A 12,901-nucleotide genomic window follows, 5' to 3' on the forward strand; every position below is an offset into this window, starting at 1 on the left:
CGTGAAATGGGCGTGGCGCGGGTCTATACCCCGAAGGACTTTGAGCTGAACACCATCATGATGGATATCGTGACGCTCGCCGACCCTCAGGCGGTAGCGGCGCAGTAAGCGTCGCACGCCGAAAATTCTAACATCTCGTGTCATGGCGCGCACCAACACCCGCCAGAGTAGATGACGCCAGCCGCCGCTGGCGTAAACGCCCCGAAATGAGGCGCGATTTTGCTTTCCCTGACATGGGTTTAGGCACAAACTGATCCTTTATGCCCCCAAAGATCAGGCCGCCCATGACCATCACGATCCGCCCCATCCAGACCGGTGACAAACCCAGATGGACGCCGCTTTGGCGGGACTATCTGGCGTTTTATGAAACCACCCTGCCCGATACGATCTATAATACCACCTTCTCGCGGCTCTGCTCGTCCGATTACCCGGATCAGAATGGATTTCTGGCGCTCAGCGATGGCAATCCGGTCGGCCTTGTCCATTACATCTATCATCCGCACAACTGGCGGATCGAAAAGGTCTGTTACCTTCAGGATCTGTTCGCCGCCCCCGAGGCGCGCGGTATGGGCGTTGGTCGCAAACTGATCGAGGCGGTCTATGCGCAAGCCGACAGGGATGGCTGTCCGTCGGTTTACTGGCTGACTCAGGAGTTCAACGCACAGGCGCGCCAGCTTTATGACCGGATCGGCACCCTGACGCCGTTTATCAAGTACAGCCGTTAAACCCCGACATAGCGATCCACGATGGAATGATCCGCACGCAGCGCCTCGGCGGGCAATGTCTCGGTGTTGCGGCCATTCTCGATGAAGGCGACCCGGTCGGCCACCGATAAAACCGCATCAACCCGCTGTTCGACCAACAGGATCGCAACGCCTTCATCGCGCATCTTGACGATCACCTGCCGGATTGCCTCGATCATCGAGGGTTGCAGGCCTTCGGTCGGCTCATCCAGCAAAAGCACCTTGGGGCGCAGGCAAAGCGCCCGCGCCGTCGCCAGCATCTGCTGCTCGCCACCCGAAAGGGTTTGCGCCCGCTGGTCATAGCGCTCGCGCAGACGCGGGAACAGGGTCAGCACCTCATCCAGAACCTCGGGCCCGCTTTTGCGCGCACGCAACCCGATCTCAAGGTTTTGCGCCACGGTCAGTTCTGCAAACAAACGCCGCCCCTGCGGGATATAACCGATGCCCGAGCGCGGCACGCGGTAGGCCGGAAGGCTGCTTACCTCTTGCCCGTCAAGCAGGATTCGCCCCGACATCAGGGGCAACAACCCCATGATCGCCTGCATCGTGGTGGTTTTGCCCGCGCCATTGCGCCCCAACAGGCACAGGATTTCACCCGGCGCCACCTCAAGGCTCAGGTCGCGCAGCACCTGCGCGCGGCCATATCCGGCGTTGATCCCCTCAAGTCGAAGCATCATCCCCCCCCAGATAGGCGGTCTGAACCTCGCCATTCGCGTGAATTTCATCCGGCGTGCCTTCGGCCAGAACCTCGCCGAAATTCAGCACCGTTATCCGGTCGGCAAGCTCCATCACCACGCTCATGTTATGTTCGATCAGAAGAATCGTGGTCTTGCCCGCCAATTCGCGGATCAGCGCCTTGAACTCGGCGATCTCGCTCTCGGCCAATCCCTGTGTCGGCTCATCGAGGATCAACAAGCGCGGCGATTGCGCAAGCCCCATCGCGATCTCCAAAAGCCGCTGGTGGCCATAGGACAGATCCCCCGCCTCCTGCGCCTTGCGATCCAACAGGCCGACCCGCGCAAGCGCGTCATCCACCGCCTCACCCACCTGCGCGCCCTTCAGGCGCCGCCGTGCGGCAAGGGCGACATTTTCGCCAACGCTCAGCCCGGCAAAGACCGAGGTGATCTGAAAGGTATAGGCCATGCCCAGCATGATCCGCTTATGCGCCGGAAGCGCGGTAATATCACGGCCCTCAAAGATCACCTGCCCGCCCGAGGGGGAAATTCGCCCGCAAATCATGCTGACCAGCGTGGTCTTGCCCGCCCCGTTGGGCCCGATCAGGGCGCGCACCTCGCCTTGGGGCAGATCGAAATCCACCCCCTCGACCGCGCGCAGTCCGGCAAAGTGTTTCGACAATCCCCGCGTCGCCAATAGCGTCATGGCAAACCCCGCCAGACCCGGCGACGCAATTCGCCCATCAACCCCTGCGGCGCGAACAGTGTCAAAAGCACAAGCGCCACGCCGGCGATCAGCATATAGGCGGTAGTCACGCCGGAACTCAGGTCGATCAGGTAGAACATGAACAACGTGCCGATAAAGGGGCCAAGAACCGTTCCGGCCCCGCCAAGCAGAACCCACAAGAGCGGAAAGATGGAATATTGCACCGAGGCGAAGCTTGCCCCCGCATAGCCGAACAACAACCCGTATGACGCCCCTGCCGCCGCCGCGATGGTGCCCGATATGATCATCGCCCCCAGCTTATGCGCGAAGATGTCATAGCCCAGCATGCGTACACGTTCCTCGTTCTCGCGGATCGCCACCAGCACCTTGCCGAACGGCGAACGCACCATCCAGAGGCTCAGCATGAGGCAGCTTCCGAACAGGATAAGTGCCGCGAAATACCGGCTCCCCGGATCGCTAAGGTCGATCCCCCAGAGCATGCGTTGCGCCTGCTGGATCACAAAGCCTTCGTCGCCTCGGGTATATTCGCCAAAATAGAGGATCGTCAGATACCCCGCCTGCGCGAACATCAACGTCACGATCATGAAGGCCACGCCGGTGGTGCGCAACGCCAACAGCGCCAGCGCCCCCGAAACCGCCGCACCCGCCATAAGCCCCAGCAAAAGCGCCGGAGCCGGAGTCAGGCCGAGATGCTGGATGCCAAGGCCCATACCGTACATGCCCGCCGCAAAAAACAGGGCATGGCCGAGACTTAGCAACCCGGTATAGCCGAACAGGATATTATAGCCGACCGCATAACTGGCCAGCACCATGATCCGCGCAAGATTGCCGTGGTGATAGGCGGGCAGCACGAATTGCAGCACAAACAGCAGCACGATCAGCCCGCCGTGAAGCGCAAAGGCACGCGCGCCGCCGCTCATTCCGACTGCGCCCCGAAAAGGCCCTGCGGGCGGAACACAAGAACCAGGCCGACAAGCAATGTCGCCAGAATCTTGGCCAGCGTCGGCGAGAAAAAGACCGAGATGATCCCATCGCTCATCCCGATCAACACGGCGGCCAACACTGTGCCCGGCAAGCTTCCGAGCCCACCGATAATCACCACGATGAACGACAGCAAAAGCGGGTCCGCCCCCATCAGGTAATGCGCCTGCTGAATGGGGACGATCAACACCCCGGCCAGCGCCGCAAGCGCGGCACCCAGGCCAAAGACAAGGGCATAAACCCGCTCGACCGGGATGCCAAAGGCCAGCGCCATGTCGCGGTCCGCCTGCGTGGCGCGCATCACAAGGCCAAAGCGCGTGCGCGACATCAATATCCAGACTCCGCACAAAAGAACCACCGCTGCACCGATCACGGCAAGCTTGTAACTTGTGGTGCCAAGGCCCCAGGGCCAGATCATCGCCCAGCCCTCTGCGCCATGCTCAACCCAAGGGATCGCCAGCCGCGTGTTAAACGGCGGCTCGACCGGGCGCGCATCGGGGCCATAGCCCATCAGCGTCATCTGCTGAATGATATAAAGCACGCCAATCGTGGCCACGATGGTGCGCTCGGGGTCATAGTTCAGCCGCTTGAGAATCGTCATGTCGGCGGCCACCGCAAGCGCCCCGACAACAAGCGGCGCCGCCACCAGCGCCACAGAAAACCCGATCACCGGATGACCGCCAAGGCTATGGGCAATCCACCAGGCTATCACCGCACCCAGCATGAAAAACTCGCCATGTGCGATGTTGACCACCCGCATTACGCCGAAAACCAGCGATAGCCCGACCGCCGTAAGCGCAAGCACCGCCGCCGTGATCGCGCCTTCCAGCGAGGCCAGCAATATGTAAGGGCCTAAATCCATTCTGGCGCAAGGATTGCCCGGCATCGGCATAGGGGGCAAGCCCGTTCCGCGCCCGGATGGCGATTATTGCGCCTTAAACTCGCTTTGCCCCATGACGATACGCTGATCTTTCGTGACGGTGACGATCTGGCCATGCTTACGTTCAAGCTGACGGGCGACCACCTCGTTGCGCGGCTCCCAGTTGTACCAACGGTCATCCCTGGTGGCCACCCAGGTCAGCGTGCCGCCCTTGCGCCAGGGATCAAGCACGATGCCCTCGGCAAAAGTATCACCCCGCCGACTTATCACCGCCGTGCTGTGCTCAAGGCGAAAGGCATTGTCGCTATTGGCCACCGCGCGATGCAAATCAAGCGTCTGAAAGTTCTCCTGTTTCAGCCGCGCTTCGATATCGCGCGCCCAATGCCAACAAAGCCCGCGCGGCTTGAGCCCCATATTGACCTTGGTATTGTGAATGATCGGCGGATCGGTGATCTGATATTCAAGGGCAAGCTGATGGGAATACTCATAGGCCACCTTCGCCGCACGCCGCGCCTCTGCGGGATCGACTCCGGGGCCAAGCGCGCCGATCTCAATGGCCAGGCGCGCCACATCGCCCGCCTCGGGCGGTGGTGGCGGCGCACCACAGCCCGCCACCACCAAAACCGCGACACCCCAGAAAATTCGGCGAATTTTCCGGATCATTTTCTTCATGAAAGAAAATGCCCCATCAGAACGGTTGCGTCGTGTAATCCGTCTCATCGGGATAAAGCGTGTCCTCAATGGATGTCGTGTGTACCCGCAGCAATTTTCCACCTGTGACCTTGGAAATATACTGATGCCCGAACACCTGGTGGGTCTTGCCATTGAACAGCTTCGCCCCCTGCGGATGCGCGCGGCTTTCGGGCATGTCGGTCATCGCCTCGACCGCCTCGATCAGCGCCGCGCGATCCTGTGTTCCGGCATATCCCGAGGCCTCCATTCCGGCCTTGATCACATGCAGCGTTTCCCAGCAGCCGAACATATGCGCATAGGTCGACACATCGCTCGGATCGCTGATTGACGCACCACGATCATTCACGCCGACGGCGGCACGGAAGAACTTGTCGTGCTCTGACTGATCTGCCTGTGCATGGCGCGGGTTGCCCTCCCAGAAATAGGTGCCTTCGAGGTATTCCAGGCCGGGGCTGTCGATGGCCACCGCTTCAAGGCTGTCGATAAATCCGAACATTTCCGGTCGCGCGGGACCGAAGAATTCACCCAGTTCCTTCACGAAGGTCAGAACCGCCGGGCCCACCATCACGTGATACAGAACCTCTGTTTCGCGCGGAATTTTGGGGAAATACTTGGTAAAGGACGTCTCGGAGGGTGGGATTGCGATATGCGCCAGCACCTCGCCGCCCTGTGCCTCGATCGCCTGGGTAAAGAAATCGCGGTGGTCATGGCCGAATGCGAAATCCGGAAACACCATGGTAACCTTCTTGCCAAGGTTCTGCGCTACGAAAGGCGCCATCGCCTGAACCTGGCTTTTGACGTCGGTAATACCGGGCTGCAATGTATAGCGGTTCAGCATGCCGCTGGCGACGTGATGCCCCTCGGAGACCACGAAATAAGGCATCTTGAGTTCGCCCGCGCGCGGTGCAGAGCCGATCACCACATGGCTGAACAGGGTCCCGAAGGCAATGTCACAGCCATGCTGATTGGCGAATTTCTCGACCACTTCGGCGCCGCGCTTGGGATCGGTGCCGTCATCTTCGGCCACGATCTCGACCATGCGGCCATTGATGCCGCCGCCGTCATTGATAAGCTTGGCCGCCGCCTCAGTCGTGCGCCCGTACCAGCGCCCATAGGCCGCGCCGATGCCGGTGCGGTGGACCTGAAAGCCGATCTTGATCGGTTCGGCGGTCTGCGCATGACTATAGCGTGCCCACATCGGAAGGCTGGCTGCGCCAAGTCCCGCGGCCAGCGTTTTCATCGCACCGCGGCGGGTGGTAGTGCCTGTGGGCTTGGTCTCGGGGCGGTTTTTCGGGGTGCTCATGGCGGTTTCCTCTGCACTGATCTCGAAACACGCGGCAAATCTGCCGGTTGCCGCCAAGTCTGCGAAGCATTGCCCCCCTTGTCCAGCCTTTTACGCATCACACTCCGCGAGGCGAAGCCAGCAACCACAAGCCAAAGACGGTATAAAGCACCATGAAAAGCGCCAGCGGCGCCTGACCCAGCAGCGCGCGCCGGGTGTTTCGGACATGTTGCATCGCCACGGCATGGGCCAGAAGAATGGCAATCACATGCCCCGCCACAACCGTGCCCCCCTGCGCCAGCCAGATCACCTTGACCGTGCCCGGCGTATTCAGAAATCCGGTCGTCACATGATAATCGGCAAGCCCCAGCAGATCCGCCCCCCGCCCCAGCGGATCGTTGAGCGCCCTGAGCACATATTGCCCGTCCACCAGAAAGGAGGTCAGGTAATGCGCAATATGATAGGCAAGCGCGATCGGCAGGATCGTCGGCGCATAGCGGCCAAACACGGCAACAAGAGGCTCTGTGCCCCCGGCAATCCGTTCGCCAAGCCACAAACATCCCAGAAACCCGGCAATCAGCGTAGAGTTGGCTACCAAAAGTCCCACCACATTAGGCAGAATCACGGCGGAGCGACCAGGGAATTCAAGCGGGTTGATGCCCAGAAGGCCCATCCACCAGAATGTTTCGTTCAACCCGTCAAAGCTGCCGCTGCCAAGCATCAGGAGGATGAACACCGCCATCCCAAGCCCGATCTTCGGCCCGCGCACCACCTGCCAGCCGGACAGGCCGATTGCAATCCGCCCACGCGCACGCCCCAACAACCCCATGCGCGCATAGGCCCGCATCAAAACGGTCAGCGGCTCGGCCCGCACCATCCAGACCGGCCCGAATACCAGCAGCCCCGCCAGCGTGACATGCCAATAAAGCCCGACAATAACCGCAAGCCGCGCCGGATCGGCCGGGGCCGGATCGGCCAGCAAAAACCCGGCAAAGGCCAGGAAAAGCGCCACCCCCGGCCAAACCCCCAGCTTGCGGGGGTAACGCCAGGGCGCGCGCATGCCGGTCAGGCGGCCAAGCAGGGCCGCCGGGCCGGTCCAGGGATTGCTCCAGCGCCAGTGATTGCCGATCAGCCCCTGCACCGAGACCATTACGATCCACCAGACCACCCAGACGAAAAGCGGCATCGGATTGACCAGCGGATCACGCGACCCGGAAAGCCCGCGCCAGACCAGCACGCCAAGCCCCACAGCCGCCAGAACGCTTGTCACGTGCCGCAACTCAGGGCCGCGGCCGCGCATCATCGTCACAGGCCGGAACAGCGCCACCGCCAGGCGCTCGGGCAACAGCGCCAAAAGAACAACCGTCACCGCCACGGTAGCGCCCCCCGCCGCGATATAGGCATCCGTCGGCAACAACAAAACAAACCCCTGCTCCGAGGCGTGCGCCCATAGCGCGCGCGCCATCAGAACCACCAGAATCCCGCCGAGGGCGATCGCCCGCATGTCTTGGCCCTTTCATTCGATCCACGCCGATCCTACCTTTTGGCCCGGCGCAAGAAAGCGCCAAATCATCGCAGGATACACAAAACAAAGCCCCCGGCAGGTGATGCCGAGGGCTTTGTTCTTGGGACTGATACCTGGGCCTAGCCGACGTGACGGGCACCCTGACCGCGATAATCGGTCTCTTCGGTGACGGAAAACCGCCCACCGGCCAGCTTTTGCAGTTTACCCTCCCGCAGCAATTGACCGAACGAGCGCAATCCGTCCTCGCGAGAGAAATTTTCCTGTTCGATCTCTTTCAACTTGCCCATGAGCATCGGACGCGAGAATTGCGGGCGCCCCTCGACATCGGCGAGATAGGCGGCCGCCGCTTCAAGCAATTCCGGAAGCTGAGTCGCGCCCATTTCCTCGGCAAAGGCGCTAAAACCGCTATTGCTGTCTGCCTTGGCCGCTGCGGGCGCGATATCGGACGTCAGGACACGGCGCGGGCGAATGGGATCGCGCGGCGCATCAATCCGCTGTTCGGCTACAAGTTTGAGCGGCGCAGGGCGCGTCTCTTCGGGCCGCGCAGAGCGCCCCGCCTCGGACAGTGCCTGCGGACGGCGCGGGCGGACAACATTGGCCAGATCGTCGCGATAGGCCGAGTCATCTACGCCACGGCGCAACTCCGAACCAGCCTTGGTTTCGGCACGGGTTGCGGCCACGGCGGCACGCAGATGCTGGATCGCGTTGCGGCGCTGGCTTGATGCGGGGGCGTCAAGCTGGTTGTCGGTCTCGTCGAAAATCCGTGTCAGATCAGACGACGTTTCCGCGCGTTCCAGCCTGTACCGGCGCTGTTCGGGTTGCTGCGCATCGGTCTCTTCCGACGCCACCTCGACCTCGGGTTCAATCGCGGCTTCGTCCTCGAAATCGTCGCTGTCGTCATCCAGGATAACATCCTGTTGGGCGGCCTCGATCTCTTCTTCGTCCTTATCCTCGGCCTCATCTTCAAGCGCGTCAAACGCGTTCGCCTCGACACCTTCAAATTCTGCTTCGACTTCGGCCAGTTCGCGCTGAAGTTCGGCCTCTTCTTCGGGACTCAGGAAGGCACCTTCATCTTCAAAGATATTGCCGTCACCGATTTCCGCCTGATCGTCGTCAGCGTCGTCCTCCTGGAAAAGCCCGCTGGCCACGGCAGCCTCGAATTCGGCACGCTTTATCTTGATCACATGCGCGCTTTCAGGATCGGCCTCGTCTTCGGCTTGCGCAACATCTTCGGCCTCAATCTCAGGGGCCTCTGCGACGGCTTCAGCCGTGGGCGCATCTTCGGGCATCGAATCGGTCAGAAGGCTGGCCAGCGTGTCCTCGAATTCAGAATCAGTGCCAAACTCTTTGGGGACGTCGAACGCCTCGTCATCCTCCGCCATTGCCTGGGCATCCATTTCACCCGGCGCGTCGAATTCTTCGGATGCAGCCCCGGTCTCGTCCTCGACGGCATCTTCGGCTGTGGCGCGGGCCAAGATCGCGTCGAGATCATCTTCGGCCAGAGCGGCGTTCAGATCCGCGACCGTCGTATCGACAAAGTCGTTTGCGTGCTCGTCTTCGCTATATTCGTCGTCGCCAAAGCTCTCAGCATCTGAAACAACCGACCGAATGCGGCTCAGCTTGGCAGCGATGCTGTCGCCCTCAAGCAGCACGGCGGGCTCTTCCTGCCTGTCCTGATCCAGCGAAACCTCTGCAACCTCGACCTCGGCAACCTCGATCTCTGTCACTGCGGCCTGTGCAGGCTCTTCCTCGGCAGGCACCGGCTGAGCCGCAGTCTCAACTTCTGACTCCTGGTCCGCCGCAATCTCGGGCTGTTCTTCTTCCAGACCCTCGGGTGTCTCGACATGCGCGGCCTCGGCCATGTCTACAGGCGAGTCCTCTTCGACCGGGGCCGACTCGGGCGCGGCGCTGGTCTCTTCCGGCGCTGGCTCGGACGCTTTGGCCTCGGCCTCCGGGGCTTTCGCCGTTGGCGCGTCGGTCAGGGCGACGGCCTGACCAAGAGCCTCTCCGGCCTCGGCGCGCAGCACGATCTTGCCCTGCTCTTCATGGGCCTGGACACGCCGCGCGACTTCCCGCTCGGCGATCCGCGCCAGCATCTCTGCATCCGGGGTAGGTGGCTCTGCCCCGAAGTACCGGTCATCAGCCGCCAGATCACGGAAATATTCCGCAATCGCTTTCATTGTATCAAATGAATCGTCAAAACCTTCCAGCGTGCACGAGAACGTACCGTAGGAAACTGTTAGAATCTTGCTTGAACCAACCATATTACTTGCTCGCTTTGCTTGCCTGCAAAGTCAGGGTTTACCATGACACACAAGACGAAAGACGCCCGATTCCTAGATTTTTACCGTATCATTTCATGGTCAGAATGTGACATCCACTACCTGAGCGCAACGATGAAGGCGATAATACGATGATTGTTCGCGAAAATGAACCAATCACCCTGATTGGAGGGGCTGAGATCACGTTTACCCTTTTATCGCGGGCGCGCAAGCTTGCCCCGCGTGTGGTGGCCGCCGATAGCGGCGCGGATGCAGCCCTTGCCCATGATGTGATGCCACAGGCCGTGATCGGCGACTTTGACAGCATCTCTGATGCGGCACGCGCCCGCATTCCGCAAGCCGCACAACACCCGATGGCGGATCAGGACAGCACCGATTTCGACAAGTGCCTTGGCCATATCGTCAGCCCGCTGATTATCGGCATCGGGTTTTCCGGAGAGCGGCTTGACCATCAGCTGGCGGCCTATAATACGCTGGTACGCCACCCCTGGCAGCGCTGCATTCTGCTGGGTCGCGAAGAGCTTGTGTTTCTGGCACCGCCCTCGATTACCCTTGACCTTGATGCCGATTGCCCGGTCTCGCTTTTCCCGATGGGCGCGGTCGAGGGGATATCGGACGGGCTTTGCTATCCGATCGGCGGGCTGAACTTTGCCCCTGACGGGCGCGTCGGCACCTCGAACACCGCGCTTGGGCCGGTACAGCTTTCGCTGACCGCGCCCAAAATGCTGGTGATCCTGCCGCAATCCGCCCTTGAGGAAGCCGCCCGCGCCCTGAGCGCCAGCAGCGCCCGCTGGCCCGGCCCCAGTTGAGCACAATGATTGCACCGTCAGACCTGCGCGCATAGACTCGGATCAAAAGCAGGCAGGACAGGCAAAGAATGACCCCGCTCAAACTTATCGGCACCTGGATCGACGCGGTTGTCTTTGATCTTGGCCGTCAGATGCGCTGGACCTTCCTGCCGCCGCTGATGATCTATTTCGCGGCAGGGTTTTCCGGGCTGACGATGATCGTCGGCACCTTCTTTGTGAAGGAATACCTCGATCTGTCTGCCGCCTACCTTGCCGGGCTTGCCTTTTGGGCCGGGCTGCCCTGGGCACTCAAGATGCCGCTGGGGCATCTGGTCGACATCTTCTGGCGCTGGAAATGGCTTTTGGTCTATCTCGGCGCCGGGCTTATCGGGCTGTCGGTCTTTATCATGTATCTGGTGCTGACCCAGCCCGAGATGATGAGGACGGCGATGCCGATCAGCGCGTGGTATGTCGCCTCTTACCTTCTGGCGCCAAGCGGCCTTGTCATTCAGGACGCGGTTGCCGATGCCATGTCGGTCGAGGCCGTGCCACGCTTTGAGGACAGCGGCACACCGATCCCGCTTGAGGATGCGCGCGCGATGCACACCACCATGCAGACACTTGGCCGCTTTGCCCTTATCTCGGGCACGGTCGCGGTGGCGATGCTCAATATCTATATGTTTGAAGGCATAGAGGCGCTGGATGCCGCGGCAAAATCCGCCGCCTATTCCAATATCTATCTCGTGGCGCTTTTGATCCCGGTGGTTTCGGTCTCGGGCGTGGTGCTTGCCGCGGTTCAGAAAATCCGCATGCGCCGCAACCTGTTGCGCCATGGCCTGAGCGACGCCGAGGCCGATACCCTGTTCGAGCGCGCGGACGAGAAAACCACCCCCAACCCGTGGTATTTCATCGGCGGCGCGGGCTTCGTGGCACTGTCGCTGACCATCGGCCTTGGGGATGTGCCCTATGGGCAAGAGATCATCTTTGCCGGGTCGATGGCAATTGTCCTTTTGCTGATGCGACAGCTGGTGTCGGTGCTTGACCCGGCCAAGGCGCGCGCATTGATCGGCACCGCGCTTGTGATCTTCATCTTTCGCGCCACCCCGCGCCCCGGCGATGGCCTGACCTGGTTCGAGATTGACGTGCTGAGATTCGATCAACAGTTCCTGTCGATCCTGTCGCTGATCACCTCGGTTCTGACGCTGGTCGGGATGGTGGTGCTGCGCCCGCTGATGGCCAATCGCCCGATTGTCTATATCGTCGTGCTTTTGACGCTGGCGGGGGGGCTTATGTCGCTGCCCAATATCGGGCTGTATTATGGGATTCAGGACATCACCGCCGCGATGACCGGCGGCGTGGTCGATGCCCGCTTTATCGCCATTCTCGATACCGCCATTGAATCGCCCCTGGGCCAGATCGCGATGATCCCGATGCTGGCCTGGATCGCGCGCAACGCGCCCTCGAACCTCAAGGCCACGTTCTTTGCCGTGATGGCCTCTTTTACCAATCTGGCGCTATCGGCCAGCTCGCTGTTTACCAAGTACCTCAACGAGGTGTTCCTGATCACCCGCGAGGTCACCGATCCGGTCACCGGCGCCATCACCACACCGGCGGATTATACCGATCTCGGGATTCTCCTGATCCTTGTCACGGCGCTGACGGTGGGGCTTCCGTTGCTGGCGGTGGCGCTTGTGCAGAACTCACGCCTGCGCACGCCAGACTGATACCGGCCCTGCCTCAGCGAAGATCGGAAACTCACGGCAGGCGGGCGGCACGACCTGAACACCCCGCCGCTGGCCTAGGGACGTGCCGCGCTGTCGTCGATGATCGCCCGCTCTAGCGCCGGATAGCGCACCGCGAGGGTAATGCCGCGCGCGATGAAACTTATCAACAGCGCCAACCATAGCCCGTGATTGCCCATCACCGGCATAAGCACCGCGACCGCGAGGCCATAGATCACAAGGCTGACCGCCATCATGTTGCGCATGTCACGGCTGCGCGTGGCGCCGATGAACACCCCGTCATACATATAGGCCGCAAGCCCGAGCAACGGGGCCACCACCAAATAGATCAGATAGAGGCGCGCCGTGTCCTGCACCTCTGGCGCCTTTGCCATCAGGTCGATGATCGTCCCGCCGAACGCGCCAAAGCCCGCCGCCAGAACGACACAGACCACCAGCCCCCATTGGCTTGTCAGGATCGCAGATCGCCGCAGCTGCGCCCGGTTGCGCGCGCCATAGGCCTGCCCGACAAGCGCCTCGACGGAAAAGGCAAACCCGTCCAGCGCATGCGAGGTGATGCTCAGGAATTGCAGCAATACCTGATT

The 12,901-nt window shown here is 61.3% G+C and carries 12 protein-coding genes; 3 read left to right on the top strand and 9 right to left on the bottom strand.

Annotation, left to right across the window (positions count from 1 at the left end):
• Window positions 1-284 precede the first annotated feature (284 nt).
• The gene (locus tag QZ522_RS13455) at window positions 285-725 is read left to right on the top strand and encodes a GNAT family N-acetyltransferase (RefSeq protein WP_294612452.1); all 441 of its coding nucleotides are present in this window, start codon (window positions 285-287) and stop codon (window positions 723-725) included.
• Here QZ522_RS13455 and QZ522_RS13460 read toward each other — a convergent pair.
• The 8 genes from QZ522_RS13460 to QZ522_RS13495 form a co-directional block, all read right to left on the bottom strand.
• Window positions 722-1,417 (bottom strand): ABC transporter ATP-binding protein, encoded by a 696-nt coding sequence (locus tag QZ522_RS13460; RefSeq protein ID WP_294612454.1) that lies wholly within the window; start codon window positions 1,415-1,417, stop codon window positions 722-724. The two genes, QZ522_RS13455 and QZ522_RS13460, sit on opposite strands and share 4 nt — an antisense overlap.
• Complete coding sequence (locus tag QZ522_RS13465; protein WP_294612457.1) at window positions 1,404-2,123, bottom strand: ABC transporter ATP-binding protein; 720 nt, start codon at window positions 2,121-2,123, stop codon at window positions 1,404-1,406. Before QZ522_RS13465 ends, QZ522_RS13460 begins: the two co-directional genes overlap by 14 nt.
• Window positions 2,120-3,064, bottom strand: a complete 945-nt coding sequence (locus QZ522_RS13470) for a branched-chain amino acid ABC transporter permease (protein WP_294612460.1) — start codon at window positions 3,062-3,064, stop codon at window positions 2,120-2,122. Before QZ522_RS13470 ends, QZ522_RS13465 begins: the two co-directional genes overlap by 4 nt.
• Window positions 3,061-3,987 (bottom strand): branched-chain amino acid ABC transporter permease, encoded by a 927-nt coding sequence (locus QZ522_RS13475; RefSeq protein WP_294612463.1) that lies wholly within the window; start codon window positions 3,985-3,987, stop codon window positions 3,061-3,063. Before QZ522_RS13475 ends, QZ522_RS13470 begins: the two co-directional genes overlap by 4 nt.
• 63 nt (window positions 3,988-4,050) lie before the next feature.
• Window positions 4,051-4,668 carry a hypothetical protein gene (locus tag QZ522_RS13480; RefSeq protein ID WP_294612481.1) on the bottom strand — a complete coding sequence of 206 codons (618 nt, stop codon included), beginning with the start codon at window positions 4,666-4,668 and terminating at the stop codon, window positions 4,051-4,053.
• A 25-nt stretch (window positions 4,669-4,693) separates the two neighbouring features.
• Window positions 4,694-5,938, bottom strand: coding sequence for an ABC transporter substrate-binding protein (locus QZ522_RS13485; RefSeq protein ID WP_294612484.1), 1,245 nt, complete (start codon window positions 5,936-5,938; stop codon window positions 4,694-4,696).
• Between the two features lie 160 nt (window positions 5,939-6,098).
• Window positions 6,099-7,484 (bottom strand): hypothetical protein, encoded by a 1,386-nt coding sequence (locus QZ522_RS13490; protein WP_294612466.1) that lies wholly within the window; start codon window positions 7,482-7,484, stop codon window positions 6,099-6,101.
• Between the two features lie 140 nt (window positions 7,485-7,624).
• Window positions 7,625-9,685, bottom strand: coding sequence for a hypothetical protein (locus QZ522_RS13495; protein WP_294612470.1), 2,061 nt, complete (start codon window positions 9,683-9,685; stop codon window positions 7,625-7,627).
• A gap of 233 nt (window positions 9,686-9,918) precedes the next feature.
• Here QZ522_RS13495 and QZ522_RS13500 point away from each other — a divergent pair, with 233 nt between their 5' ends.
• On the top strand, window positions 9,919-10,596 hold the full coding sequence (locus QZ522_RS13500) for a thiamine diphosphokinase (RefSeq protein WP_294612472.1): 678 nt from the start codon (window positions 9,919-9,921) through the stop codon (window positions 10,594-10,596).
• 68 nt (window positions 10,597-10,664) lie between these two features.
• Window positions 10,665-12,299 (top strand): hypothetical protein, encoded by a 1,635-nt coding sequence (locus tag QZ522_RS13505; RefSeq protein ID WP_294612474.1) that lies wholly within the window; start codon window positions 10,665-10,667, stop codon window positions 12,297-12,299.
• A gap of 74 nt (window positions 12,300-12,373) precedes the next feature.
• Here the strand turns inward: QZ522_RS13505 and QZ522_RS13510 are convergent.
• A partial coding sequence (locus QZ522_RS13510) for an MATE family efflux transporter (protein ID WP_294612478.1) occupies window positions 12,374-12,901 on the bottom strand: 528 nt, incomplete at its 5' end.

The sequence above is a fragment of the uncultured Roseovarius sp. genome (assembly GCF_913054395.1).
In the GTDB taxonomy this organism is placed as follows: Bacteria; Pseudomonadota; Alphaproteobacteria; order Rhodobacterales; family Rhodobacteraceae; genus Roseovarius.

Coding starts and splice junctions, on each gene's coding strand:
- QZ522_RS13465 (WP_294612457.1), bottom strand. CDS start 2,123: ATGACGCTATTGGCGACGCGGGGATTGTCGAAACACTTTGCCGGACTG.
- QZ522_RS13505 (WP_294612474.1), top strand. CDS start 10,665: ATGACCCCGCTCAAACTTATCGGCACCTGGATCGACGCGGTTGTCTTT.
- QZ522_RS13500 (WP_294612472.1), top strand. CDS start 9,919: ATGATTGTTCGCGAAAATGAACCAATCACCCTGATTGGAGGGGCTGAG.
- QZ522_RS13485 (WP_294612484.1), bottom strand. CDS start 5,938: ATGAAAACGCTGGCCGCGGGACTTGGCGCAGCCAGCCTTCCGATGTGG.
- QZ522_RS13495 (WP_294612470.1), bottom strand. CDS start 9,685: ATGAAAGCGATTGCGGAATATTTCCGTGATCTGGCGGCTGATGACCGG.
- QZ522_RS13490 (WP_294612466.1), bottom strand. CDS start 7,484: ATGCGGGCGATCGCCCTCGGCGGGATTCTGGTGGTTCTGATGGCGCGC.
- QZ522_RS13475 (WP_294612463.1), bottom strand. CDS start 3,987: ATGGATTTAGGCCCTTACATATTGCTGGCCTCGCTGGAAGGCGCGATC.
- QZ522_RS13455 (WP_294612452.1), top strand. CDS start 285: ATGACCATCACGATCCGCCCCATCCAGACCGGTGACAAACCCAGATGG.
- QZ522_RS13480 (WP_294612481.1), bottom strand. CDS start 4,668: ATGATCCGGAAAATTCGCCGAATTTTCTGGGGTGTCGCGGTTTTGGTG.
- QZ522_RS13460 (WP_294612454.1), bottom strand. CDS start 1,417: ATGCTTCGACTTGAGGGGATCAACGCCGGATATGGCCGCGCGCAGGTG.
- QZ522_RS13470 (WP_294612460.1), bottom strand. CDS start 3,064: ATGAGCGGCGGCGCGCGTGCCTTTGCGCTTCACGGCGGGCTGATCGTG.